Source organism: Pseudomonas sp. PS01270 (assembly GCF_029959775.1).
Classification (GTDB): domain Bacteria; phylum Pseudomonadota; class Gammaproteobacteria; order Pseudomonadales; family Pseudomonadaceae; genus Aquipseudomonas; species Aquipseudomonas atacamensis.
Map to the genome: position 1 here is coordinate 1 of NZ_JASCPT010000063.1, position 23,745 is coordinate 23,745.

The following is a 23,745-nucleotide window of genomic DNA, read 5'->3' on the forward strand; positions in this document are numbered from 1 at the left end:
CCCACAGGGTTCTGCGTCGTCCGCTGAATTTGATTCCAGCGCATAACCTGTGGGAGTCGGGCTTGCCCGCGATGAGGTCCGACCTGACGCTGCAAAAACCTGCCGTAAAGCCCGCATAAACCCACTCTTTACGCTTTCTTTATGACCCACGCCGGCCCTCGCTCTCGTTCCTTTACAGCCTCCTTCCCGACAATCGCTGCACACACGGCAATACGCCGTTACACGGAGATCTCCCATGAGCGTTCTGGACGGGGTGTCACTGCTGTTGGCAGTGGGGCTGTTCATTTATCTGTTGGTTGCGCTGTTGCGCGCGGACCGGAACTAGGAGCGGCTATGCACAGTTATGACTATTGGCTGATCCTCGGGTTTTTTGCGCTGGTCCTGCTGCCGGCGCCGTTCCTTGGGCGCTTCTATTACCAGGTGATGGAGGGCCAGCGCACCTGGCTGACGCCGATTCTCGGACCGGTCGAGCGCGGTTGCTATCGTCTTGCCGGGGTCGATGCGCAGGCGGAGCAGAGCTGGCAGAAGTACACGCTGGCGCTGCTGGCGTTCAACCTTGCCGGTTTCCTGCTGCTGTTTGCGATTCTGCTGTTCCAGGATCACCTGCCGCTGAACCCGCAAAACCTGCCCGGCCAGGAATGGACCCAGGCGTTCAACACCGCGGTCAGTTTCATGACCAATACCAACTGGCAGTCCTACAGCGGCGAAGCGACCCTCAGCTACCTGAGCCAGATGGTCGGTCTCACCGTGCAGAACTTCGTCAGCGCCGCCACCGGCCTCGCCGTGCTGGTCGCGCTGTGCCGTGGCATCGGCCGTAAGTCGGCGCAGACCCTCGGCAACTTCTGGGTCGACATGACCCGCGCCACCCTCTATGGCCTGCTGCCGCTGTGCTTGCTGCTGGCGCTGTATCTGGTCTGGCAGGGCGTGCCGCAAACCTTCGCCCAGTATGTAAATGCCGTGACCCTGCAAGGCGTCGATCAGGTGATCCCGCTCGGCCCGGCCGCCAGCCAGATTGCGATCAAGCAACTGGGTACCAACGGTGGCGGTTTCTTCGGGGTCAACTCGGCGCATCCGTTCGAGAACCCGACCGCGTGGAGCAACCTGTTCGAAGTCGCCTCGATCATTCTGATCCCGGTGGCGCTGGTGTTCACCTTCGGCCACTACGTCAAGGATCTGCGTCAGAGCCGCGCGATCATCGCCTGCATGCTGGCGCTATTCCTGATCGGCGGTGCGACCTCGCTGTGGGCTGAGTATCAGCCGAATCCGACCCTGAACAACGCCGCTGTCGAGCAGACTGCGCCGCTGGAAGGCAAGGAAGCGCGCTTCGGTACTACCGCGACGGTGCTGTGGTCGGTGACTACCACGGCGGCGTCGAACGGCTCGGTCAACGGCATGCACGATAGCCTCAACCCGCTCAGCGGCATGGTCGCGCTGGTCAACATGATGGTCGGCGAAGTGATCTTCGGCGGTGTCGGCGCCGGGCTCTACGGCATGTTGCTCAACGTGCTGATCGCGGTGTTCCTCGCCGGGCTGATGATCGGTCGTACGCCGGAATACCTCGGCAAGAAACTCCAGGCCCGCGAAGTGCAATTGCTGGTGGTGACGCTGCTGGTGATGCCGGTCGGCGTACTGGTGCTCGGTGCGATTGCCGCCACGGTTCCCAGCGCTGCGGCAACCATCAGCAACCCCGGCCCGCATGGCTTCAGTCAGTTGCTCTATGCCTACACCTCGGCGAGCGCCAACAACGGTTCGGCATTTGGTGGCCTGGGCGCGAACACGCCGTTCCACAACCTGATGCTCGGCCTGGGCATGTTGATCGGCCGCTTCGGCTACATCCTGCCGGTGCTGGCACTGGCCGGTAGCCTGGCGATGAAGAAAAGCGCACCGGTCGGCCAGAACAGCTTCCCGACTCACGGCCCGCTGTTCGTGACCCTGTTGACCGTGACCATTTTGCTGGTGGGCGGCCTGACGTTCTTGCCGACGCTGGCGCTCGGTCCTATCGCCGAACATTTAAGTATGGGCTTCTAAGGAATCCATCATGAATATGCCTGCAATCAAACCCGCCGCCGTCAAAGCGCCGGAACAAGCCAAAACCGCGATCTCGGCCCTGTGGCGTCCGGCGCTGGTGCAAGCCTTCGTCAAGCTCGACCCTCGGCAATTGGCGCGTTCGCCAGTGATGCTGGTGGTCGAACTGACGGCGATTTTCACCACCGTGCTGTGCTTCCTTCCGGACGCTGATGTGCCAACCTTCGTCGCCGCGCAAATCGCCCTGTGGCTGTGGTTCACCGTGCTCTTCGCCAACTTCGCCGAGGCCTTGGCCGAAGGTCGTGGCAAGGCTCGCGCCGACAGCCTCAAGGCCGGCAGCGAAGGCCTCAGCGCCCGTTGCCGCCAGGCTGATGGCAGCTTCAAGATCGTGCCGGCTGCCAATCTGCGCAAGGGCGATGTGGTGCGAGTCGAAGCCGGGGAAATGATCCCCGGTGACGGCGAGGTCATCGAAGGCATCGCGGCGGTCAACGAAGCGGCGATTACCGGTGAATCGGCGCCGGTGATCCGCGAGTCCGGCGGCGACCGCTCGGCCGTCACCGGCAACACGCGGCTGGTGTCCGACTGGCTGCTGGTGAAGATCACCACCAACCCTGGTGAATCGACCCTCGACCGCATGATCGCCCTGGTCGAAGGCGCCAAGCGTCAGAAGACCCCGAACGAAGTCGCGCTGGATATCCTGCTGATCGGCCTGACCCTGATCTTTCTGCTGGTGGTCGTCACCCTGCAACCGTTCGCGCATTTCGCCAACGGCAGCCTGCCGCTGGTGTTCCTCGTGGCGTTATTGGTCACGCTGATTCCGACCACCATCGGCGGCCTGCTGTCGGCCATCGGTATCGCCGGGATGGATCGGCTGGTGCGCCTCAACGTGATCGCCAAGTCCGGCCGCGCGGTGGAGGCGGCGGGTGACGTGCACGTGCTGTTGCTCGACAAGACCGGCACCATCACCTTCGGCAACCGTCGTTGCAGCGCGGTGTATGCCGCGCCGGGTGTGAGCGGCCGTGAGCTGGCCGAAGGCGCGTTGTTTGCTTCGCTGGCCGACGAAACCGCTGAAGGCAAGTCGATCGTCGAGTTCCTCCGTGGCCTGCATCCACAACCGGAGCCGGCCCCGGAAACCCTGACCGCCGTGCCGTTCAGCGCGGAAACCCGCTTGTCTGGCGTCGATTATCAGGGCCGCGTGTATCGCAAAGGGGCGGTGGATTCGCTGCTGGCGTTTCTCGGTCAGCAGCGCACCGATCTGGCCCCGGCGCTGGCGCGGGAAATCGACAAGATCGCCCAGAGTGGCGGCACGCCGTTGCTGGTCTGCGCTGACGGCAAATTGCTTGGCGCGATCCATCTCAAGGACGTGGTCAAGCCAGGCATCCGTGAGCGTTTTGCCGAGTTGCGCAAACTGGGAATTCGCACGGTGATGGTCACCGGCGACAACCCGCTGACCGCTGCTGCGATCGCCGCTGAAGCCGGCGTCGACGATGTGCTCGCCGAAGCCACGCCGGAGAAAAAACTCGCGCGCATTCGTCACGAGCAGAACGACGGTCGCCTGGTCGCCATGTGCGGCGACGGCGCCAACGACGCCCCGGCGCTGGCTCAGGCCGACGTCGGCATGGCCATGAACGATGGCACACAAGCGGCACGCGAAGCGGCGAACATGGTCGACCTCGACAGCGACCCGACCAAGCTGCTCGACGTGGTGCAGATCGGCAAGGAATTGCTGGTGACCCGTGGCGCGCTGACGACCTTTTCCATCGCCAACGACATCGCCAAATACTTCGCGATTCTGCCGGCGCTGTTCGCCTCGATTTACCCGCAACTGGGCGTGCTGAACATCATGCACTTGAGCAGCCCGCAGAGCGCGATTCTCTCGGCCATCGTGTTCAACGCTTTGATCATCGTTGTGCTGATTCCACTGGCATTGCGCGGCGTGCGCGTGCAAGCAGCGAGTGCGGCGGCGTTGTTGCGGCGCAATCTGCTGATCTATGGCGTCGGCGGGATTGTCGTGCCGTTCGTGGGGATCAAGGTGATCGACATGCTGCTTACGGCGTTGCATCTGGTGTGAGGCTGAAAAGAGCCCCTCACCCTAACCCTCTCCCGGGGGGAGAGGGGACTGACCGAGGTGTTTGTGCGAGGTTCGCCGACCTGAAATTCCGAGCCTAACTCGGGTTTTGAACAGCACAAGGATCGGCTCCCTTTCCCCCTCGCCCCCTTGGGGGAGAGGGCTGGGGTGAGGGGGAAAAATCTCCCTGACACCCCGCAAAAGTTTGCCCAACGAATTCGAGGATTTTGAAATGTCCACAATGATACGCCCGGCCCTGACCCTGTTGGCGCTGATGACCCTGATCACCGGCGTCGCCTATCCACTCGCGGTCACCGGCATTGCCCAGGTCGCTTTCCCGGCTCAGGCCAACGGCAGCCTGATCCACGACGCTGACGGCAAAGTCCGAGGCTCGGCGCTGATTGCCCAGGATTTCAGCGGTGACAACTGGTTCCACCCACGCCCGTCCGCCGGGGCTTTTGCCACGGTCGCCAGCGGCGCCAGCAACCTCGCGCCGAGCAATCCGGCCCTGGCGACCCGCGTAATCGAAGACGCGCAAAAACAACAAGTCGCTGGGCAGGGGCCGGTGCCATTGGCCTTGCTGACCACCTCCGCCAGCGGTCTCGATCCGCACTTGCCACCGGCGGCAATTGCCTATCAACTGGCGCGTGTCGCGGCGGCGCGCAACCTGCCGGTGTCGACCTTGCAGCAACTGCTCGATAAGCACATCGAACAGCCGCTGGTGGGTCCGCCGGTGGTGAATGTGCTGGAGCTGAATCTGGCACTGCAAAACCTGTAATTCAGTTGATACCGATCGTTCCCACGCTCTGCGTGGGAATGCATCAATAGACGCTCTGCGTCTGCTTTTATGGGACGCAGAGCGTCCCGGACTGCATTCCCACGCAGAGCGTGGGAACGATCATCAGGAAGAGAGACATCAAGCATGAGCGACTCCGGCCGCGCCGACGCATTGTTAGCAGACCTGCCCCGCGATGGCCGTGGCCGGCTCAAGGTTTTCCTCGGTGCCGCCCCCGGGGTCGGCAAGACCTACGCCATGCTCCAGGCTGCCCACACGCAACTGCGCCAGGGCGTGAAGGTCCTCGCCGGCGTGGTCGAAACCCATGGCCGCGCCGAAACCGAAGCCTTGCTCGGTGGCCTGCCGCAGCAGCCGTTGGTGCGCAGCGAATACCGTGGCGTGCTGCTTGAGGAAATGGACCTCGACGGCATTCTCGCGGCCAAGCCGAAACTGGTGCTGGTCGATGAACTGGCCCACAGCAACGCCCCCGGCAGCCGTCACGCCAAGCGCTGGCAAGACATTCAGGAACTGCTCGCCGCCGGCATCGACGTGTTCACCACGGTCAACGTCCAGCACCTGGAAAGCCTCAACGATCAGGTGCGCGGCATCACCGGCGTGCAGGTGCGCGAAACCCTGCCGGACTGGGTTTTGCAGGAAGCTTTCGAGCTGCTGCTGATCGACTTGCCGCCGCGTGAATTGCTCGAGCGTCTGCGCGAGGGCAAGGTCTACGTACCGGAACAAGCCCGCGCTGCGATCGACGCCTTTTTCACCCAGACCAACCTCACCGCACTGCGCGAACTGGCAATGCAGACCGCCGCCGCGCAGGTCGACAACGATCTGGCCCAGGGCTATCGCCAACTCGGCCAGGCCGCGCCGGCGGTGCGCGGGCGTTTGCTGGTCGGTATCGATGGCGATGCGCAGGCCGAACGGCTGGTGCGTCACGCCAGCCGCGTCGCCCAGCGCCGGCATCTGCCGTGGAGTCTGGTGCATGTCGACAACGGCAGTGCCCGTGACGAGCAATCGCGTTTGCGTTTGCAAAGCGCCCAGCAACTGGCCGAACGCCTCGGTGGCGAAGTGGTGCTGTTGCGGGCCGGCGAAGTGGCGAAAACCCTGATTCAACACGCCGCCGAGCGCCGCGCCAGTCTGTTGCTGGTCGGCCAGTCGCGGCCACGTCTGCGCCGTCGACTGTTCGGCGGTGGCCTGGCGGCGCGCCTGCTGCGTCAGGCGCACGGTCTGGAAATCAACGTGCTCGACAGTGACCACGAGCAGCGCCAACCGCGCCCGCGCAATTCAGTTACGCTGGTGTGGTTCGACTACGCGCTGGCGCTGGTCGCGACGTTGTTGGCCACGGCCTTGGCCTGGGCGGTATCGAGTGTGTTGCCGCTGCCGAACATCTCGCTGGTGTTTCTCGCAGCGGTGTTGCTGGTGGCGGTGCGCAGCAGCCTCGGCCCGGCGCTGGCCTGTGCGGCGCTGTCGTTTCTCACCTACGATTTTCTGTTCATCCCGCCGAATTTCTCTTTCAGCATTCAGCGCGAAGAAGACGTGCTGACGCTGCTGTTCTTCCTGTTGATGGCGGCGCTCACCGGCAACCTCGCGGCGCGTCAGCGGCGGCAGTTGCAGGCCTTGCGCGATACCCAGGAAGAAACCAGCGAACTGCTCGACCTGTCGCGCAAACTCACCGCCGCGACCGATCGCCAAGCCGTGATCAGCGCTGCCGCGCAACACCTCGAAGGCTGGAGCGATGTGCAATTGTGCTTGCTCAACCGCGACGGCCAGGGCGGCTGGAAAGTCGAAACCGGCGGGCCGCTGCAATTCACCGAGGCCGAACGCGCCGCCGCCGATTGGGCCTGGCAACACGATCAACCAGCGGGCAAGGGCACCGGCACCTTGCCGCTGGGGCGTTGGTGGTGGTGGCCGTTGTCGGTCGAGGACGGGCCGCTGGCGTTGCTCGGCGTTTGCGCCAGGGAAGGCCAGAGCTTGAGCGGTCAGCGCCGGCGTTTGCTCACTGCGTTGAGCCAGCCGCTGGCGCAAGCCCTGGCCCGCGCGCAATTGGCCGATGACCTCGAAGCGGCGCGTCTGCACGGTGAAACCGAACAATTGCGCAGCGCCTTGCTGGCCTCGGTGTCCCACGATTTGCGCACGCCGCTGACGGCCATGCGCGGCAGCATCGACAGCCTGTTGGCCCTCGGCGAAGCGATTCCGCTGGAGGATCGCCGCGAGCTGCTCGAAGGCACCCGCGACGAGGCCGAACGCCTCGACCGCTACATCCAGAACCTGCTCGACATGACCCGGCTCGGCCACGGCGCCTTGAAGCTGGCGCGCGACTGGGTGTCGCCAGCCGATATCGTCGGCAGTTCGCTCAATCGCCTGCGCGCCGTGCTGGCGCCGCTGCAGGTCAGCACCGAAGTGCCGGCCGAACTGCCGTTGCTCTATGTGCACGCGGCGTTGATCGAGCAGGCGCTGGTCAATGTGCTGGAGAACGCCGCGCGCTTTTCGCCCAGCCACGGTCGCCTGCAACTGCGCGCCGGCGCCGATGAGCAGGAGATTTTCTTTGCGGTCAGCGACGAAGGCCCGGGGATCCCTGAAGAGGACCGAGCGAAGATTTTCGACATGTTCTACACCGCCGCGCGCGGTGATCGCGGCGGGCAGGGCACGGGGTTGGGGCTGGCGATCTGTCAGGGCATGGTCGGCGCGCACGGCGGGCGTATTTCCGTGGCTGACGGCATCGACGGGCGCGGCACCTGCATCACCTTGCACCTGCCGTTGCAGGCACAACCGGGGATGGACGGTGAAGCTTGAAGTCGACTGCGCTACTCTCTTGCCAATCTATTGTGTTGATGTGAATTCATGAGCCAGACCGCGACCATTTTGGTCATCGATGACGAACCGCAGATCCGCAAATTCCTGCGCATCAGCCTCGCTTCACAAGGCTACAAAGTGCTCGAAGCCGGCACCGGCGCTGAAGGCCTGGCGCAAGCTGCGCTGAGCAAACCGGACCTGGTGGTGCTTGATCTCGGCCTGCCGGACATGGACGGTCAGCAGGTCCTGCGCGAACTGCGCGAGTGGGCGACCACGCCAGTGCTGGTGCTGTCGGTGCGCGCCAGTGAAGGGCAGAAGGTCGAAGCGCTGGATGGCGGCGCCAATGACTACGTGACCAAACCGTTCGGCATTCAGGAATTTCTCGCCCGGGTCCGCGCGTTGTTGCGTCAGGCACCGGCGGGGGAGGCGCAGCCAGCGGCGCTGAGTTTCGGCCCGTTGACCGTGGATCTGGCCTATCGGCGCGTGCTGCTCGACGGTGCCGAAGTCGCCCTGACCCGCAAGGAGTATGCGGTGCTCGCGCAACTGGCGCGGCATCCGGGGCGGGTGATCACCCAGCAGCAGTTGCTCAAGGATATCTGGGGGCCGACGCACACCGAGGACAGTCATTACCTGCGCATCGTGGTCGGGCATCTGCGGCAGAAACTGGCGGATGACCCGACCCGGCCACGGTTTATCGTGACTGAGGCGGGGGTTGGGTATCGGTTGTTGAATGAAGCTGGCTGAGCTGACGCTTTCGCGAGCAGGCTCGCTCCCACAGGGGAATGCATTTCAAATGTGGGAGCGAGCCTGCTCGCGAAGAGGCCATCAAATACTCCGAAAAATCCGCATCAGATCAACCCTGCTCCTGCTCATACCGATCCAGCGTATCACTGGCAATTTCCCGCCCCAGCGCGATCAGTTCCGGCGCCTTGTAGAACTCAAAAAACCGGCACACCCGCTTCGGCACGTTGATCAGGATATCCGGCGGATACCCGGCGATCTTGTACTGCGCCAGTGAGGTCTGCATCACCTCGAAACTCTGGTTGATCAAATCCAGCAGCGACGCCGGCCCGACGTTATCGATGATGAACGAACCGGTGGCGGATTTCGGCGCGCCTTCGCGTTCCGGAGCGGCAGCCGGTTGCTGGCTTTCCGGTTCGACGCCTTCGAGCCACGGGTTGATCTCCGCCGCCTCGGCGCGCAACGCTTCCTGTTCCAGCTTCAACAATTGCTCGGCCTGTTTACGGCGGAACGGCAACTTCGAACCCATGGATTTGATCAGACTGTCGAAGCGCGAACGAAACGCTGCAGGCCGCTCGATCACCGGCAATTTGTACTGGCGCTGATTGGTGGCGTTGAGGTTGACCGCGATGATCAGGTCGCAATGGCTCGACACCACCGGAACGATCGGCAACGGATTGAGAATGCCGCCGTCGACCAGCATGCGGTTGCCCTGCATCACCGGGGTAAACAGGCTGGGAATCGCCGCCGAGGCGCGCATGGCCTGATGCAGGCAGCCTTCCTGAAACCAGATTTCCTGCTGATTGGTCAGGTCGGCGGCGACGGCGGTGTAGGGGATGCGCAGGTCTTCGATGTTGATCTCGCCGACGATTTTGCGGATCTGCCCGAAGACCTTTTCACCGCGAATCGCGCCGAGACGGAAACTCACATCGACCAGGCGCAGCACGTCGAGGTAATCAAGGCTTTCGATCCAGCGCCGGTACTCATCCAGTTTGCCGGCGGCATAGATCCCGCCGACCACCGCGCCCATCGAACAACCGGCAATGCAGGCGATGTCGTAGCCGCGTTTTTCAATTTCTTCGATAACGCCGATATGGGCATAGCCCCGGGCGCCACCGGAGCCCAGCACCAGTGCGACACGCTTTTTCATCAAACTTCCTCCCGACAAGCCTGCACAATGCACGCATCGGCCAAGCGGCTCAATCGCCAAGGTCGTTGCGCGAAGCGGTGACGTCGTTTTTCGCTCGCGGCGCACGCTTGCGCGCTATGCTCTGCGCCACGTGGTTTGACCGGTCAGCGAGGCACTTTTTCGCCGCTTGACCGTCTTACCTGCACGACTGTTGACCTACCTTGAGGTGTGAGTGATGAAAGCCTGGATCTGTGTACCGTTGATGGCTCTGGTTCTGGCCGGTTGCGCCGGCAAAACCGCGTACCGCGACAGCTGCGGCAGCCAACTCGACGCGGCCTGGCACGAACTGGACCTGGCCAAGGCTGAAGGTTTCGCCGGCACCGTCAGCTATTCCAAAGCGCTGTCGCTGCTGACCGCCGCCAAGACCCAGCAACAATTCGAAGGCTTCGAAGGCTGCAGCAAGAAAGCCGAGAAAGCCCGCTTCTACATCCGCGAATCCCGCGCAGGACGTTAAAAAAGCAGCTGCAAGTTTCAAGCTGCAAGCGGCAAGCTCAAAGCGACCCCATTCAGCTTGAAGCTTGTAGCTAGAAGCTTGCAGCTGTCTACGGAGTAGACCCCCATGATCGATCGCTTGGTGGCTCATGTTTTGAGCCTGGATGTGCGGCTGCTGGCATGTCAGGCGCGCTTGACTGCGCGCACTGATCCCGAGGCGCTGCATGATTTGCGCACTACGGTGCGGCGCTTGCGCAGTCTGTTGCGGCCGTTGCGCGGCTTGCCGGGAGTCGAGCAACTGGAGGCGGCGGCTTCGGCAGTGGGTGATCTGACCACGCCGTGGCGTGATCGCGAAGTGTTGGCGGCGTATCTGCTCGAGCATGAACAACCCGAGGCTGCGCAGCGGCGTCTGGCGCAAATGGCCGAGGCGTATCCGGCGCTGGCGGCGAGTGCGGAACTGGCTTCGCTGCTGATGATTCTCGACGCCTTTCCACGATTCTTGCGCGCGTCGCAGCGTCAGGGTCTGCTCAAGGATCTGGATAAACGCATTGAAAAACGCTTGGGCAAACAATGGCAGAAGCTCGATGCGGCGCTGCACGATCCCGCCCATGACCGCCATCGTCTGCGCCTGCTGATCAAGCGCGTACGCTATGGCATCGAAGCCTATCCCGAGCTGGATCGCTTGCCGAAACCGGCTTACAAACGCCTGAAATCGGCGCAAGGCGCACTGGGCGATTGGCACGATTGCTGGCAATGGCTGGCCCGCGCCGAGCAGGAAGCCGATCTGCAACCGTGCGTGGCCACCTGGCAGGCCGGGTTGATCAAGGCAGAGCTGAAGGCCGATCAAGTGCTGGAAAAGCTCAGCGTGACGTGTTTCAAATCCTGAAGCTTACGCGTCCCTCTGTAGGAGCTGCCGAAGGCTGCGATCTTTTGATTTTGATTTGCAAACAGATCAAAAGATCGCAGCCTCGTTTCACTCGACAGCTCCTACAAGGGTTTTGCGGCGAAATCGAAAAGTGCCAAGGCCTATCTGTCAGCCCATTTGACCGGAATAGACGCTGCGTCGCCGCCCGGGGCTGGGTAAGATCCGCGCATTCCTTTCTCGTTTTCCGAGGTTGTCATGCGCTTTTGCGATCTGCTCGATGCTGTCCGCCAACAACCTGAAGTGACCATCCCCGCCGAATGGGGGCAGGGCCGTGCCAGTTTTGGCGGGCTGGTGGCCGCGCTGCAATTTGAAGCCATGCGCGCCAGGGTGCCGACGGAGCGCCCGGTGCGTTCGCTGGCGATTACCTTTGTCGGCCCGGTCGAGCCGGAGGTGCCGGTGAGTTTCGAAGTCGATGTGCTGCGTGAAGGCAAAGCCGTCAGCCAGGTGTTGGGCCGCGCCATGCAGAATGGTCAGGTGGTGACGATCATTCAGGGCAGCTTCGGTGCCTCGCGGCCTTCGGAAGTCGCCGTCGAAGCCTACCCGGCGCCAACGATGAAGCACTGGGACGAATGCCAGGAGCTGCCCTACATCAAAGGCGTGACCCCGGAATTCATGCGCCATCTGGCGATGCGCTGGAGCGTCGGCGGTATTCCGTTTTCCGGCACGGCCTCGCGCTTGATGGGCGGCTGGGTGCGGTTGCGTGGGGATGTCAAAGAGGAGTCGGTCAACGAGGCGCATCTGCTGGCGCTGGTGGATGCCTGGCCGCCGGCGCTGTTGCCGTATCTGAAGAAGCCGGCGCCGGGTAGCACGCTGACCTGGACCATCGAATTCGTGCAGCCGTTACACGACTTGAGCACGCTGGATTGGTGCCAATACCTGGCCGACATCGAATACGCAGCCGACGGCTACGGCCATGTCGCCGCGAAGTTGTGGAGTGCGAAGGGAGAGTTGATTGCCATGAGTCGGCAGACCGTGACGATCTTCGCCTGACTCAATGCCGACGGTGGCGCTCACGCCAGGCGCGCCACCAGCCACCGCTGAGAAAGAACCGCGGAAAGGTCAGAAACTGCTCGACCAGCAAACGTGACACGGCATCTTTGCGATCACTGAACGGCTCGGAGGCTTGCGCCTCCAGGCCGTGGCCGTGGCGCTGCAGACCCAGCGCCGCGATGATACCGATCACACCGATGGCGACGCTGGCCAGACTCAGGCTGAACACTCCCGACACGATCAACAGAAACGCCACGATGAACAACGGCACGGCAATCAAGTGCAGGACCAGATTGGTCGGATGCTGATGGTTGCCCGGGTACGCGCGCCATTGCCACGCGGGAAGGTTGGGGTGACGTTTGCCCATGTTTGCTACTCCTCGATCCATGTTGAACTTCATGGTTGAAGAATAGGCCCGGGCGCGGAGGGCGGCGAATCAAGGTTGGCTATTGAGTTGATAGCGGCAATGGCAATATTTGATGTCGCCTGAGCGGACGCCATCGCGGGCAAGCCCGCTCCCACAGTGTGCTCGGTGTACGCACAATTGTTGATTGTAGAAAATTCCTGTGGGAGCGGGCTTGCCCGCGAATAGGCCATCAGAGTTTCAACTGACCTATCGCCTTGTTCAGTTCCCCGGCCAACGTCGCCAACTCGTTACTGGTCGTCGCCGAATCCACAGTCTGCTGCACGGTGTTCTCAGTCACATCACGAATACTCACCACGGCGCGATTCATCTCCTCGGCAACCTGACTCTGCTGTTCCGCCGCCACGGCAATCTGCGTGTTGCTTTCGCGCATCTGCGCCACCGCTCCGGTGATTTCCGCCAGCGCCGCGCCAGCCTCCTGCGCCTGCTGCACGCAGTCGTCGGCCTTGTACGAACTCTCCTGCATGAAATCCACCGCATCGCGGGTGCCGGCCTGTAACGCGGCGATCATGCCGGTGATCTCGTCGGTGGACGCCTGCACGCGCTTGGCGAGGTTGCGCACTTCATCGGCGACCACGGCAAAGCCGCGCCCCATCTCCCCGGCGCGGGCCGCTTCGATCGCCGCATTCAGCGCGAGCAGATTGGTCTGTTCGGCAATGCTGTGAATCACGCTGACCACGCCGTTGATCTTCTGGCTGTCCTCGGCCAGGCGTTGAATCATTTCTGCCGTCTGCTGCACGCCGCTGGACAACCCGGCAATCGACTGCTGCACCCGCGCCACCACCTGCTGACCGCTGCCAGCGAGACCATCGGCGGTTTTCGACAGATCGCGGGTGGCGCCGGCGTGTTGCGCGATGTGATAAACGGTGGCGGTCATTTCGTTGATCGCGGTGGCAGCCTGGTCGGTTTCGCTCTGCTGGCCGAGCATGCCCTGGCGCACATCGTTCATGCTCGATGCCAGCCGCGCTGCACCGTCGTCCAGTTGTCGCGCGGTGCTGGCAACTGTGCTCACGACGCGTTGATAACCGGCCTGCATGGCGTTGAAGGCATTGGCCATCTGCCCGACTTCGTCCTTGCCCACCAGCGGCACACGAGCAGAAAGATCGCCGGTTTTTTCAACGTGCAGCATCACGTCTTTCAACGTGTTGAGCTGGCTGAGCAGAAAGCGGATCAGCAGTTGCGAAGCGCCGAGCATTGCCAGCATCAGGACGAAGACCGCCAGCGCATAGTTGGCGAAACGCTCGCTGAACACCTGGCTCAGGCTCGGGGCATAGGCGATGACCGCCACTTGCTCACCGTCGGCACGGCTGAACACTTCGGCGCCGATCAATGGGTTGTCGCCGAACAGCGGCATTTCATTGATGGCGTTCCAGCCGTTGCTGCCGCTGATTTCCAGCAGCGGTTGATCATTGAGACGCGGCGCTTCACCGCGCTTGAAGGTCAGCACCTGAGCGGACTTGGGCAACGATTGCCCGAGCGGCCAGGCCTTGAGCAATTGCGCCTGCGCCTGCGCGGACACCTGCGCGGCATGGCTGCGGGCCTGCTGTTCGAGATGTACGGCGTACAGCACCAGCAGCAGGGTGGTGACAAAGGCGACCGCGTTGACCGCCCAGAATTTGTATTTCAGCGAGATGTTGCTAAGCCAGGCACCCATGGAGGTCTTCTCTGATAGCGGAAACAGTTTTGGCAAGGTGCCATTATTGTGCCGCTATGCAGATTCGGGAGTTTTGATATGAATCAACAGATGCCGAGATCTATTGTGGGAACGAGTCTGCTCGCGAAAGCGCTGCGTCATTCAGCCCATTTGTGGCTGATCCACCGCCTTCGCGAGCAGGCTCGCTCCCACGGGGGACGTGTGCAGTCAGGGGAGAATGGGGAGTTTAAAAAACGCCCGGGCACACGCGGTGGTATGTGCGGCCAGCGCTTCCTCGGTCTCGCCGCGATGCATCGCCACCTCGCGCAACACTTCGGTCAGATACGCCGGTTCGTTGCGGCCGTTTTTCGGTTTCGGCCGCAACGTGCGCGGCAGCAGATATGGCGCGTCGCTTTCCAGCATCAGCCGTCCCGCTTTGATCTCTTTGACCAGCGTATGCAGATGCGTGCCCCGGCGTTCGTCGCAGATCCAGCCGGTGATGCCGATGTGCAGATCCAGATCGAGGTAGCTGAACAAGGCCTTTTGCTCGCCAGTGAAGCAGTGCACCACCGCCGCCGGCAGTTGATCGCGGAAGTCCTTGAGGATCTCCAGCAGCCGCTGGCTGGCATCGCGCTCGTGCAGGAACACCGGCAATTGCAGTTCGACGGCCAGCGCCAGATGTTCTTCCAGGACCTTTTCCTGTTGCGGGCGCGGGGAGAAGTCGCGGTTGAAATCCAGCCCGCATTCGCCCACCGCGACGACGCTGGATTCGTTCAACAGACTGCGCAGGCGACGAGCACTGTCAGCGTTCCAGTCGCTGGCCGAATGCGGGTGAATACCGGCGGTGGCGAACAGCCGTTGGCCGCTTTCATCCAGTTGCTGGCACAGTTCCAGCGCCTGCTCGCTGCCCTCGACGCTGGTGCCAGTCAGCACCAGTTGGCAGACGCCTGCGGCATAGGCGCGGTCGAGCACGGCCTGGTGTTTGTCGGCGAAACTGGGGTTGGTCAGGTTGACGCCGATATCGATGAGTTGCATGGTGCTACCTCGGGCCGAAGGCCGGAAAGCATATCAGAGCTGTAGATTTATAAGAAAAGCCAAGAACTACAAAGACTTATGGCTGTCTGTTGAGGCCGCGAAGAACTCCGGGGTGGCGACGATGCCATCACTGTGCCAGTCTCTCGCACTTTATCAGCGCTCAAAGCGCTCTGTTTTCGTCGGTGATGTCGTCTTTTTTGCGACGAATCGCCCCGTATTCTTTTCGGAGAGTGGATGCATCGTCCCTCGGTTCTGCTGCTGTTGTGTGCTGCGTTGCTGCTGCCGATGACGGCGGTCGCGCGCCTGCCCGGGCCGCTGCAAGCCGTGCCGGCGAGCAAGGTTCGCGACCTCTCCGAAATCCGCAGCAGCCGCGTGTTGCGAGTGTTGGTCAATCAGAGCCGCAACAGCTCCGGCGAGGTCCAGGGCCAGGCCATCGGTGTCGAGTACCACCGACTGCGCGCGTTCGAGCAATACCTCAATGGCCATGCTCGTGACGGCCAGGAAGTCACCCTCAAAATCATTCCCAAAGCCAAGGATCAATTGCTCGGCGCCTTGCAGCGCGGCGAAGGCGATATGGTCGCGCCCGGTGAATTGCTCGATCTCCCATCGGGCTATGCAGTGGCCAGCAGTGAGCCGATTGCCAGCAACGTGCCGCTGGTGCTGGTCGGCATCAAGGGCCAGCGCCGTTACACCAAGGTCGAGCAACTGTCTGGCAAAACCCTGGCGCTGCCCACCGGTAGTGCGGCGGGGGAGGTGGTCAGTCAGCTCAACCAGAAACTGGCGCTGCACAAACTGGCGCCGATCAACATCGAATGGGTCGACCCGACGCTGGCGGTGGAGGATGTGCTGGAGATGGTTCAGGGCGGGATTTTCCACCTGACCATTGTCGAGCAACCGATTGCCGAGCGTTGGGGCAAGATCCTGCCGAAGCTGCGCCTTGATCGGCAACTGAGCCTCGGCGAGCCGGGCGAAGAACATTGGTTCGTGCGGCGCGATGCGTCCATGTTGCGCGCGAGCATTGATCGCTTCCTCACCGGTTACAAGAAACCGTCGGACGAAGACGCGGCGTTTCTGCGCATCTATCGACGCCTGTATCAAGTACACAATCCGCTGGCCAAGGCCGATCGCCAGCGTCTGGAAAAACTCCGTCCAACCCTGCAGAAGCATGCCGACGCGCAGAACATGGACTGGCTCAATCTGGCGGCGCTGGCGTTCAAGGAATCGCGTCTGCAGCCCAACGCTCGCAGCGGCAGCGGCCCGACCGGGCTGATGCAGATCACCCCGTCCGCCGCGCAGCGGGTCGGCGTGAGCAATATCCAGAATCTCGATGCGAATGTGCAGGCCGGCGCCAAGTACCTGGCGATGATCCGCCGCAAGTTCTTCAGCAGCCCGAAACTCAACGAGCGTGAGCGCATGGCTTTCACCCTCGCCGCGTACAACATCGGCCCCGAGCGCGTGCAGGGCATGCGCGCCGAAGCCCGCCGCCGCGGCCTCAATCCCAACCAGTGGTTCTTCCAGGTCGAGCGCATTGCCATGGAGCAGGTGGGGATGGGCGCCGTCAGCTATGTTAATAGCGTGAACAAGTATTACCTGGCATTCGACCGGGAGCGTGAGTCGCTCGAGCCCCGGCAGCAGAAAGTGGTCACACGGAAATAATCTAATAATTCGATTGTTATGGCGAAATTTTTGCGCTTTAAACATGAAATAAACTGATTAATATAGCGACCAACCCAAACACACAAACACTTCTGCACAACAAGGAATGCACCATGAGCTCTCTGATCAACAAGGTTCTGTTCACCCGCGCCGGTTACGGCCTGACTGTCCTGCGCATTGCTGTCGGCGTGATCTTCGCGGCCCACGGTTCGCAGAAACTCTTTGGTCTGTTCGGTGGTTACGGCCTGGCCGGCACAGCGCAATGGATGGAAAGCATTGGCCTGACCCCGGGCTATCTGATGGCCTCGCTGGCCGGCGGTACCGAGTTCTTCGCCGGTCTGGCGCTGATCATCGGCCTGCTGGTACGCCCGGCGGCACTCGGTCTGGCGTTCCTCTCGCTGGTGGCGATCTTCTCGGTGCACATCGGCAACGGTCTGTTCATGGCCAACAACGGTTACGAGTTTGCTCTGGCTCTGCTGGCCGGCAGCATCGCGGTATTGATCGAAGGTGCCGGCAAGCTCTCGGCGGATCGCGCCATCGCCGGTTGAAGGCTCTGGCTCAAGGCAAAGGCCCGCATTGCGCGGGCCTTTTTTTGTTGCGGGGGATTCTTGACACTGATCGGTCACGTTCTCTAGGATGTTGCCCATGCGCCGATTTAAACAGCTACTTGCGGGGCGCCAGGTGACTTCTACAGTTACCGTCAGAAGCCGGAACAGGGCTTCGAAATACCGCTAAAGCGCTGGTTCGGTGTTGCCTCTCACCTGCCATGCAGACTTTTGAGGCAGAGACACGACACGATGAACGCATTACGCCCTCCTGCACGTCCCGCGCCGATCACGGCACATGTCACCCAGCGCAACCCGAAAATTCTTCTTGGCGGCAAACACCAGCCGACGCTGTTGCGTTATCTCGATGGCTGGCCACGTCGCAGCGGCGGTCCTGCCGCGTTCCTGATCCAGTTTGTCGATGACGGCGAGTCGCTGGCGCGTTTCGCTACGGACAGCTTCGATCTGGCGGTGATTCAGGCGCCGAGCGCAGAAGATGCGCCGGAAATGATCAAGCAACTGACCCGCGTTGCACGGCAGGGCCTGATCACTCGGCGCTGATCAGTCTTACGGGTATTCAATCGCAACGATGTAAACGAACTGCTCGCCGGTCGGCGTCTGCACCCGCACTTCTGCGTCGAGTGCCTTGCCGATCAGCGCGCGGGCGAGCGGCGAGTCGATGCTGATCAAACCCTGTTTGAGGTCCAGTTCATCGGGGCCGACGATGCGGTAGCGCGACTGCTTGCCGTCCTCGTCTTCGATGGTTACCCAGGCGCCGAAATAGACCTTGTTCGGGTCGCTGGGTTTTTCGCTGACCACCTTGAGCGCTTCCAGGCGTTTGGTGAGAAAACGCACGCGGCTGTCGATTTCGCGCAGCATCTTCTTGCCGTAGGTGTACTCGGCGTTTTCCGAACGATCGCCCTGCGCCGCCGCTTCACTCACCGCCTGGGTGACCTGCGGGCGACGCACATGCCACAACTCGTGGAATTCGGCGCGCATCCGCGCTTCACCCTCGGGGGTGATCAGCGCGGTGCCAGCGGTGCGGGGAGGGCGATAACGGCTCATGGCGACTTCTTGTGATTAAGACCGCGTGAGTCTATCAACCCTCGCGCAACACTGTCAGCGGGCTGGCGTTCAGCGCCCGACGAGTGCCGAACACACCGGCGCCACCAATCAGCGCGGCGCCAATCAACGGCAGCACCAGCAGCCATGGATGCGGATGCCATGGCAGATCGAAGGCGAAGCGGTACAGCACCAGACTGACCACCTCCGAACCGATCGCCGCGAGCAGACCGCTGACCGCACCCAACAAACCGAACTCGATACGCCGCGCCTTGATCAGCAACTGCCGCTCGGCACCCAGCGCGCGCAACAGCGCCCCTTGGCGAATGCGTTCATCCAGCGTCGCTTGCAGGCCGGAGAACAGCACCGCCATCCCCGCAGCCAGAACAAACAACAACACATATTCCACCGCCAGGGTGACCTGAGCGAGGATGCTGCGCAGCTGTTCGAGCAAGGCTTCGACTTGCAGGATGGTCACCGCCGGGAAGGTCCGCGACAGCTCGACAATCTGCTGATCATGCCCAGGGGCCAAATAGAAACTGGTCAGGTAGGTCGCCGGCAGATCCTTCAGGGTGCCAGGCTGGAAGATCATGAAGAAGTTCGGCTGGAAGTTGTCCCAGTTGATCTCGCGCAAGCTGGTGACCTTTGCTTCCCGATTGACCCCGCCGACGCTGAACACCAAGTGATCACCGAGTTTGAGTTTCAGGCTTTCGGCCACCTTGCCTTCCACTGAAACCCCTGGCACGTCGTCGGACGGCTGGCCGCTCCACCACGAGCCGGCGGTGAGCTTGTTGCCGGCCGGCAGATCCGCCGCCCAGGTCAGGCTCAGGTCACGCTGAATGGCGCGGTCACCGGCGGAGTCCTTGCTGACGATTTGCTGCACCGCTTCGCCATTGATGCTGATCAGTCGTCCTGGCACCACCGGATACAACGGCGCCGCTTGCGCGGACACCTTGATCAGGTGATCGGCGAAAGCCTGTTTGTCCGCCGGGAGGATATTCAGCGCGAAATAGTTCGGTGCGTTTTTCGGTAGCTGGTTTTGCCAGGTGTCGAGCAGTTCGCCGCGCAGCAGTGCGATCAGCGCCATCGACAACAGGATCAGACCGAACGCCAGCGACTGCCCGGCTGCCGCCAATGGATGCCGCAACAACTGGCCAAGGCCCAGACGCCATGGCAACGAGGCGCGGGCCAGCATGCGGCGCAGGCTTTGCAGCAGCAACAACAGCAGGCCGCCCAGCACCAGCGCGGCGACCACGCCACCGCCGAGCAGGGCGAAGGTCAGCAGCAGGTCGAGGCTCAGACGCCACATGATCAGGCCCAGCGCACCCAGCGCCGCGCCGTAGACCATCCACGTACTTGAGGGGATCGGCAGCATGTCGCGGCGCAATACCCGCAGCGGCGGCACGCGACCCAGTGCAGCCAAAGGCGGCAAGGCAAAACCGGCCAGCGCCACCAGCCCGGTGCCAATCCCGGCCATCGCCGGAAACAGCCCGCCCGGCGGTACGTCACTTGGCAGCAAATCATGCAGCAGGGCGAACAGCCCCAGTTGCGCCAACCAGCCGAGCAGGGCGCCACTGATGGCGGCAATCAGGCCGAGCACGGTCAGTTGCAGGCTGAACAGCACCATGGTTTCCCGGCGCGACAAGCCGAGGCAGCGCAGCAAGGCACTGGCGTCGAAACGCCGGCTGGCGAAACGGTTCGCCGACAACGCCACGGCTACGCCAGCCAGCAATACCGCAACCAGACTGGCCATGTTCAGGTAGCGCTCGGCCTTGCCCAGCGCGCCGCCAATCTGTCGGTTGCCGTCACGGGCATCTTGGATTCGCTGATTGGCAGCGAGGCCTGGTTTGATCAATTCACGATAGGTTTCCAGCGCCTGCGGTTCGCCGCGCCAGAGTTCGCGGTAACTCACCCGGCTGCCGGGTTGCACCACGCCGGTGGCGGTGAGGTCGTCAAGATTGATCAGTACCCGTGGCGTCAGGCTGTAAAAGTTGCCAGCGCGATCCGGTTCGTAGGTCAGTACGCGGGTCAGCTTCAAGGTCTTCATGCCGACGTCGATGCTGTCGCCTATCTTCAGATCCAGCGCGGTCAGCAGACGTGCCTCGACCCAGGCTTCACCGGGTTGCGGTTCGCCGCCGACTTCTTCCTGGGCAAAGGGTGCGGGCGCGCTCTTCAGCTCGCCACGCAGTGGATAGGCGCGGTCGACGGCTTTGATGCTGGATAACTGAATGCCGTTGTCAGTGGCAATGACGCTGGAAAACTCCACCACTTGCGCATGATTCAGGCGCAGTTCGGTGCCGCTGCGGATTTGCTCCTCGCGGGCCGGCGAGCTGCCTTCAAGGACCAGATCGGCACCGAGAAACTCGGTCGCGCGCAGCATCATCGCGCCGTTGAGGCGGGCGCCGAAGTAGCCGATCGCGGTGCTCGCCGCGACGGCCACCACCAGCGCAAAGAACAACACGCGCAACTCACCGGCGCGGGCATCGCGCATGAGCTGGCGCAGGGCAAGGCTGAACAGACGCAACAGCGGCAGACGTGCCATCAAGGCTCCAGAGGGGCGACCAGCAGCCCGGCTTCAAGACGGATCAGGCGCCGGCAGCGATGGGCCAGGCGTTCGTCGTGGGTCACCAGCACCAGGGTGGTGCCGCGTTCCTTGTTCAATTCGAACAGCAAGTCGCTGATGCGCTCGCCGGTGTGGCTGTCGAGGTTGCCGGTCGGCTCGTCGGCGAACAGCACGTCCGGTTCGGCCGCGAAGGCGCGGGCGATGGCCACGCGCTGCTGTTCACCGCCGGAGAGCTGGCGCGGCGAGTGGGTCAGGCGCTGGCCGAGGCCGACGCGCTGAAGCAATTGCGTGGCGCGCTCGCGGGCATCTTTGCGGCCGTCGAGCTCAAGCGGCAGCATGACGTTTTCCAGCGCATTGAGGCTGTCGAGCAACTGAAATGACTGGAAGACAAACCCGACGTGCTCGGCACGGATTCGTGCGCGCTGGTCTTCGTCGAGATTGCTCAGGCCCTGGCCGGCGAGGGTGACTTCGCCGCTGCTCGGCAGGTCGAGGCCGGCGAGCAGGCCGAGGAGGGTGGATTTGCCGGAACCGGACGCGCCGACGATGGCCAGGCTGTCGCCCTTGTTCAGTTCCAGGCTGAGTTCGTGCAGGATAGTCAGTTCACCTTCCGCGCTAGGGACCACTTTGCTGAGGTTCTTCGCGGTGAGAATGCTTGCGCCCATGGAGAATCCGATGCGTGTATGGTTTTTGAGTGCTGGCCTGGCCTTGATGTGCATGGCCCAGAACGCAGCGGCGGGTACTGTCCTGATCGTTGGCGATAGTATCAGCGCCGGTTTCGGCCTGGATACCCGTCTGGGGTGGGTGTCGCTGCTCGAGCAGCGCCTTAAACAAGAGGGTTTCGACGATAAAGTGGTCAACGCCTCGATCAGTGGCGACACCAGTGCCGGAGGCCAGGCGCGGCTGCCGGCGCTGCTTGCAGAGCATAAGCCGGAGTTGGTGATCCTCGAGCTGGGTGGCAATGACGGCCTGCGCGGGATGCCGCCAACGCAATTGCAACAAAATCTTGCCTCGATGATCGACAACTCGCGGCAGAGCGGCGCGAAAGTGCTGCTGCTCGGCATGCAGTTGCCACCCAATTATGGCAAGCGCTACACCGATTCGTTCGCCGAGGTTTACGGCAAGCTCGCCGAAGAGAAAAACATCCCGTTGGTGCCGTTTTTTCTCGAAGGTGTCGGTGGTCATCCGGACCTGATGCAGGCCGACGGTCTGCACCCGGCGGCCGGGGCTCAGAGCAAGTTGCTGGAAAATGTCTGGCCGACGCTAAAACCGCTGTTATGAGGCTTTTCTAGTGGCAGGCTTTCGGCTAATGTGGCGCCCCCTAATTTGGAGCCCCCGATGCCGCGTCCTGCCTGGTCCCTGTTTGCCTACCAACTGATCGAGCCTGACGAGCAGTTGGATCTGTTCGCCTGCCAGGAAGTGCGGGTGCATCTGGTGACGCGTCAGCTGGAACTCGGTGGCTCGGCTGATCGCACGCTGTGCGGCACTCTGCTGCCGGCGCAACCGCGCTGGTCGAATGTTGATCGCCGGGTGTTCCAGGATCAGCGTCTGTGCTCGCTGTGCCGGGCGATTCTTGAATCGCAGAAGCGCGGCACCTCGCCGATCTGGCCTGAGCTGCGATTCGAACTTTAAGATCAAAAGATCGCAGCCTCGTTGCACTCGTCAGATCCTACAGGGAATGCGTTGCAAATGTAGGAGCTGACGAGTGCAACGAGGCTGCGATCTTTCAGGGCGCGACACGGTCTATCGGCGTGTCTCCCGAATCCCCAGGCCGCGGTGTACAATCGCGCCCTTATACCCTTGATGATCATGCGAAGGATTTTCCGGATGTTGCCGCGCTTTCCTGCCGTCACCCGCTGCCTGTCACTTGCCGCCCTGTGTGTGGCCGGTCCCGTTGCTGCATTGGAGCTTCCCCTGCCTCCACCCGGCGAAGACATCGTCGGCCAGGTGCAGGTGATCAAAGCCAAGTACGAAGACACCTTCGCCGACCTGGGCACCACCTACGATCTGGGCTATTCGGAAATGGTTGCGGCCAACCCGGGCATCGATGCCTGGCTGCCTGGCGCCGGTACCGAGATCGTCCTGCCGACGCGCTTCATCCTGCCACCGGGCCCGCGTGAAGGCATCGTCATCAACCTTGCCGAATACCGTCTCTATTACTACCCGAAAGGCCGCGACGTGGTGTACACCTTCCCGCTGGGTATCGGCCGCGAAGGCTGGGGCTCGCCGATCGCGCACACCTCGATCATCGCCAAGACACCGAACCCGACGTGGACGCCTCCGGCTTCGATCAAGGCCGAACACGCTGCTGACGGTGATCCGCTGCCGAATGTGGTGCCGGCCGGTCCTGATAACCCGCTGGGGCCGTTCAAGTTCACCCTCGGCACGCCGGGCTACCTGATCCACGGTTCGAACAAGAAGTTCGGCATCGGCATGCGCACCAGCCATGGTTGCTTTCGCATGTTCAACAACAACGTGTTGGAGATGGCCGGCATGGTCCCGGTCGGCACCTCGGTGCGCATCATCAACGACCCGTACAAGTTCGGTCGCAGTGGCGGCAAGGTCTATCTGGAAGCGCACACGCCGCTCGACGACAAGGGCAACCCGTCGGTGGTCGACAAGCACACCGCGGTAATCAACGCGATGCTCAAGCGTGAAGACATCACCAGCAACCTGCGCATGAACTGGGATGTGGTGCGTGATGTGGTCGCCGCCGAAGACGGCCTGCCGGTAGAGATCGCCGTGCCGAATACCTCTGCGCCAATGGTGAGCAGTGCACCGATCGATCTGCAGCAATAAGAGCTGATCGAAACCCGCCGATGCGAGCAGCGTCGGCGGGTTTTTTATTGCCCGGGGAAAAGCACCGGGCACAAAAAAGCCGACCCG

Annotated in this window: 22 protein-coding genes; 15 read left to right on the forward strand and 7 right to left on the reverse strand. The window is 62.4% G+C overall.

Annotated features, from left to right (window positions below; translation table 11 throughout):
- The first annotated feature begins 235 nt into the window (after positions 1 to 235).
- The 6 genes from kdpF to QMX86_RS17340 all read left to right on the forward strand — a co-directional run bounded on the left by kdpF (position 236) and on the right by QMX86_RS17340 (position 8,411).
- Entirely contained in the window at positions 236 to 325 is a 90-nt protein-coding gene (kdpF, locus tag QMX86_RS17315; protein WP_007899818.1) for a K(+)-transporting ATPase subunit F, read from the forward strand.
- Between the two features lie 8 nt (positions 326 to 333).
- Complete coding sequence (gene kdpA, locus QMX86_RS17320; protein ID WP_282387536.1) at positions 334 to 2,028, forward strand: potassium-transporting ATPase subunit KdpA; 1,695 nt, start codon at positions 334 to 336, stop codon at positions 2,026 to 2,028.
- 10 nt (positions 2,029 to 2,038) lie between these two features.
- Entirely contained in the window at positions 2,039 to 4,096 is a 2,058-nt protein-coding gene (gene kdpB, locus QMX86_RS17325; RefSeq protein ID WP_282387534.1) for a potassium-transporting ATPase subunit KdpB, read from the forward strand.
- 229 nt (positions 4,097 to 4,325) lie between these two features.
- A complete protein-coding gene (gene kdpC / locus QMX86_RS17330; protein ID WP_041478316.1) occupies positions 4,326 to 4,871 on the forward strand; it encodes a potassium-transporting ATPase subunit KdpC in 546 nt (181 codons plus the stop codon).
- Positions 4,872 to 5,015: 144 nt separating this feature from the next.
- Positions 5,016 to 7,667, forward strand: coding sequence for a sensor histidine kinase KdpD (locus QMX86_RS17335; RefSeq protein ID WP_282387695.1), 2,652 nt, complete (start codon positions 5,016 to 5,018; stop codon positions 7,665 to 7,667).
- Positions 7,668 to 7,715: 48 nt separating this feature from the next.
- Positions 7,716 to 8,411 (forward strand): response regulator, encoded by a 696-nt coding sequence (locus QMX86_RS17340; protein WP_122507533.1) that lies wholly within the window; start codon positions 7,716 to 7,718, stop codon positions 8,409 to 8,411.
- Positions 8,412 to 8,520: 109 nt separating this feature from the next.
- Here the strand turns inward: QMX86_RS17340 and QMX86_RS17345 are convergent, their stop codons facing one another.
- Positions 8,521 to 9,558: a patatin-like phospholipase family protein gene (locus tag QMX86_RS17345; RefSeq protein ID WP_039759961.1), complete on the reverse strand. Its 1,038-nt coding sequence runs from the start codon at positions 9,556 to 9,558 to the stop codon at positions 8,521 to 8,523.
- Between the two features lie 214 nt (positions 9,559 to 9,772).
- On the opposite strand from QMX86_RS17345, the gene QMX86_RS17350 reads away from it, so the two are divergent.
- The 3 genes from QMX86_RS17350 (at position 9,773) to QMX86_RS17360 (ending at position 11,944) form a co-directional block, all read left to right on the forward strand.
- Complete coding sequence (locus QMX86_RS17350) at positions 9,773 to 10,051, forward strand: hypothetical protein (RefSeq protein WP_016770894.1); 279 nt, start codon at positions 9,773 to 9,775, stop codon at positions 10,049 to 10,051.
- Positions 10,052 to 10,156: 105 nt separating this feature from the next.
- Positions 10,157 to 10,915 carry a CHAD domain-containing protein gene (locus QMX86_RS17355; RefSeq protein ID WP_282386294.1) on the forward strand — a complete coding sequence of 253 codons (759 nt, stop codon included), beginning with the start codon at positions 10,157 to 10,159 and terminating at the stop codon, positions 10,913 to 10,915.
- Between the two features lie 234 nt (positions 10,916 to 11,149).
- Positions 11,150 to 11,944 (forward strand): acyl-CoA thioesterase domain-containing protein, encoded by a 795-nt coding sequence (locus QMX86_RS17360; protein ID WP_110601561.1) that lies wholly within the window; start codon positions 11,150 to 11,152, stop codon positions 11,942 to 11,944.
- A 1-nt stretch (position 11,945) separates the two neighbouring features.
- On the opposite strand, the gene QMX86_RS17365 is transcribed toward QMX86_RS17360, so the two are convergent.
- The 3 genes from QMX86_RS17365 to QMX86_RS17375 form a co-directional block, all read right to left on the reverse strand.
- A complete protein-coding gene (locus QMX86_RS17365) occupies positions 11,946 to 12,311 on the reverse strand; it encodes an Mpo1-like protein (protein WP_016770891.1) in 366 nt (121 codons plus the stop codon).
- Between the two features lie 229 nt (positions 12,312 to 12,540).
- Positions 12,541 to 14,022: a methyl-accepting chemotaxis protein gene (locus QMX86_RS17370; protein WP_282386298.1), complete on the reverse strand. Its 1,482-nt coding sequence runs from the start codon at positions 14,020 to 14,022 to the stop codon at positions 12,541 to 12,543.
- Between the two features lie 207 nt (positions 14,023 to 14,229).
- Positions 14,230 to 15,036: a TatD family hydrolase gene (locus QMX86_RS17375; protein ID WP_282386300.1), complete on the reverse strand. Its 807-nt coding sequence runs from the start codon at positions 15,034 to 15,036 to the stop codon at positions 14,230 to 14,232.
- A gap of 234 nt (positions 15,037 to 15,270) precedes the next feature.
- Here QMX86_RS17375 and QMX86_RS17380 point away from each other — a divergent pair, with 234 nt between their 5' ends.
- The 3 genes from QMX86_RS17380 (at position 15,271) to QMX86_RS17390 (ending at position 17,798) form a co-directional block, all read left to right on the forward strand.
- Positions 15,271 to 16,692, forward strand: coding sequence for a transglycosylase SLT domain-containing protein (locus QMX86_RS17380; RefSeq protein ID WP_282386302.1), 1,422 nt, complete (start codon positions 15,271 to 15,273; stop codon positions 16,690 to 16,692).
- Positions 16,693 to 16,805: 113 nt separating this feature from the next.
- Positions 16,806 to 17,240, forward strand: a complete 435-nt coding sequence (locus QMX86_RS17385; protein ID WP_039759946.1) for a DoxX family protein — start codon at positions 16,806 to 16,808, stop codon at positions 17,238 to 17,240.
- Between the two features lie 249 nt (positions 17,241 to 17,489).
- Positions 17,490 to 17,798, forward strand: coding sequence for a hypothetical protein (locus tag QMX86_RS17390; protein WP_041478394.1), 309 nt, complete (start codon positions 17,490 to 17,492; stop codon positions 17,796 to 17,798).
- 6 nt (positions 17,799 to 17,804) lie between these two features.
- Here QMX86_RS17390 and greB read toward each other — a convergent pair whose 3' ends face one another.
- From greB to QMX86_RS17405, 3 genes are read right to left on the reverse strand one after another with little or no spacing between them, the layout of a single operon-like run.
- Entirely contained in the window at positions 17,805 to 18,302 is a 498-nt protein-coding gene (gene greB, locus QMX86_RS17395) for a transcription elongation factor GreB (RefSeq protein WP_071173132.1), read from the reverse strand.
- Between the two features lie 34 nt (positions 18,303 to 18,336).
- Entirely contained in the window at positions 18,337 to 20,841 is a 2,505-nt protein-coding gene (locus QMX86_RS17400) for an ABC transporter permease (protein ID WP_282386306.1), read from the reverse strand.
- The gene (locus QMX86_RS17405) at positions 20,841 to 21,524 is read right to left on the reverse strand and encodes an ABC transporter ATP-binding protein (RefSeq protein WP_016770883.1); all 684 of its coding nucleotides are present in this window, start codon (positions 21,522 to 21,524) and stop codon (positions 20,841 to 20,843) included. The genes QMX86_RS17400 and QMX86_RS17405 overlap by 1 nt, the downstream gene beginning before the upstream one ends.
- 10 nt (positions 21,525 to 21,534) lie before the next feature.
- On the opposite strand from QMX86_RS17405, the gene QMX86_RS17410 reads away from it, so the two are divergent.
- The 3 genes from QMX86_RS17410 to QMX86_RS17420 all read left to right on the forward strand — a co-directional run bounded on the left by QMX86_RS17410 (position 21,535) and on the right by QMX86_RS17420 (position 23,658).
- Positions 21,535 to 22,140 (forward strand): arylesterase, encoded by a 606-nt coding sequence (locus QMX86_RS17410; RefSeq protein ID WP_122707276.1) that lies wholly within the window; start codon positions 21,535 to 21,537, stop codon positions 22,138 to 22,140.
- Between the two features lie 57 nt (positions 22,141 to 22,197).
- A complete protein-coding gene (locus tag QMX86_RS17415; protein ID WP_016770881.1) occupies positions 22,198 to 22,491 on the forward strand; it encodes a hypothetical protein in 294 nt (97 codons plus the stop codon).
- 195 nt (positions 22,492 to 22,686) lie between these two features.
- A complete protein-coding gene (locus tag QMX86_RS17420) occupies positions 22,687 to 23,658 on the forward strand; it encodes a L,D-transpeptidase family protein (protein ID WP_024013783.1) in 972 nt (323 codons plus the stop codon).
- Positions 23,659 to 23,745 lie beyond the last annotated feature (87 nt).

What these genes read in the sequence shown, in the direction of transcription:
- kdpF (WP_007899818.1), top strand. Translation starts at nt 236, where the DNA reads ATGAGCGTTCTGGACGGGGTGTCACTGCTGTTGGCAGTGGGGCTGTTC.
- kdpA (WP_282387536.1), top strand. Translation starts at nt 334, where the DNA reads ATGCACAGTTATGACTATTGGCTGATCCTCGGGTTTTTTGCGCTGGTC.
- kdpB (WP_282387534.1), top strand. Translation starts at nt 2,039, where the DNA reads ATGAATATGCCTGCAATCAAACCCGCCGCCGTCAAAGCGCCGGAACAA.
- kdpC (WP_041478316.1), top strand. Translation starts at nt 4,326, where the DNA reads ATGTCCACAATGATACGCCCGGCCCTGACCCTGTTGGCGCTGATGACC.
- QMX86_RS17335 (WP_282387695.1), top strand. Translation starts at nt 5,016, where the DNA reads ATGAGCGACTCCGGCCGCGCCGACGCATTGTTAGCAGACCTGCCCCGC.
- QMX86_RS17340 (WP_122507533.1), top strand. Translation starts at nt 7,716, where the DNA reads ATGAGCCAGACCGCGACCATTTTGGTCATCGATGACGAACCGCAGATC.
- QMX86_RS17345 (WP_039759961.1), bottom strand. Translation starts at nt 9,558, where the DNA reads ATGAAAAAGCGTGTCGCACTGGTGCTGGGCTCCGGTGGCGCCCGGGGC.
- QMX86_RS17350 (WP_016770894.1), top strand. Translation starts at nt 9,773, where the DNA reads ATGAAAGCCTGGATCTGTGTACCGTTGATGGCTCTGGTTCTGGCCGGT.
- QMX86_RS17355 (WP_282386294.1), top strand. Translation starts at nt 10,157, where the DNA reads ATGATCGATCGCTTGGTGGCTCATGTTTTGAGCCTGGATGTGCGGCTG.
- QMX86_RS17360 (WP_110601561.1), top strand. Translation starts at nt 11,150, where the DNA reads ATGCGCTTTTGCGATCTGCTCGATGCTGTCCGCCAACAACCTGAAGTG.
- QMX86_RS17365 (WP_016770891.1), bottom strand. Translation starts at nt 12,311, where the DNA reads ATGGGCAAACGTCACCCCAACCTTCCCGCGTGGCAATGGCGCGCGTAC.
- QMX86_RS17370 (WP_282386298.1), bottom strand. Translation starts at nt 14,022, where the DNA reads ATGGGTGCCTGGCTTAGCAACATCTCGCTGAAATACAAATTCTGGGCG.
- QMX86_RS17375 (WP_282386300.1), bottom strand. Translation starts at nt 15,036, where the DNA reads ATGCAACTCATCGATATCGGCGTCAACCTGACCAACCCCAGTTTCGCC.
- QMX86_RS17380 (WP_282386302.1), top strand. Translation starts at nt 15,271, where the DNA reads ATGCATCGTCCCTCGGTTCTGCTGCTGTTGTGTGCTGCGTTGCTGCTG.
- QMX86_RS17385 (WP_039759946.1), top strand. Translation starts at nt 16,806, where the DNA reads ATGAGCTCTCTGATCAACAAGGTTCTGTTCACCCGCGCCGGTTACGGC.
- QMX86_RS17390 (WP_041478394.1), top strand. Translation starts at nt 17,490, where the DNA reads ATGAACGCATTACGCCCTCCTGCACGTCCCGCGCCGATCACGGCACAT.
- greB (WP_071173132.1), bottom strand. Translation starts at nt 18,302, where the DNA reads ATGAGCCGTTATCGCCCTCCCCGCACCGCTGGCACCGCGCTGATCACC.
- QMX86_RS17400 (WP_282386306.1), bottom strand. Translation starts at nt 20,841, where the DNA reads ATGGCACGTCTGCCGCTGTTGCGTCTGTTCAGCCTTGCCCTGCGCCAG.
- QMX86_RS17405 (WP_016770883.1), bottom strand. Translation starts at nt 21,524, where the DNA reads ATGGGCGCAAGCATTCTCACCGCGAAGAACCTCAGCAAAGTGGTCCCT.
- QMX86_RS17410 (WP_122707276.1), top strand. Translation starts at nt 21,535, where the DNA reads ATGCGTGTATGGTTTTTGAGTGCTGGCCTGGCCTTGATGTGCATGGCC.
- QMX86_RS17415 (WP_016770881.1), top strand. Translation starts at nt 22,198, where the DNA reads ATGCCGCGTCCTGCCTGGTCCCTGTTTGCCTACCAACTGATCGAGCCT.
- QMX86_RS17420 (WP_024013783.1), top strand. Translation starts at nt 22,687, where the DNA reads ATGTTGCCGCGCTTTCCTGCCGTCACCCGCTGCCTGTCACTTGCCGCC.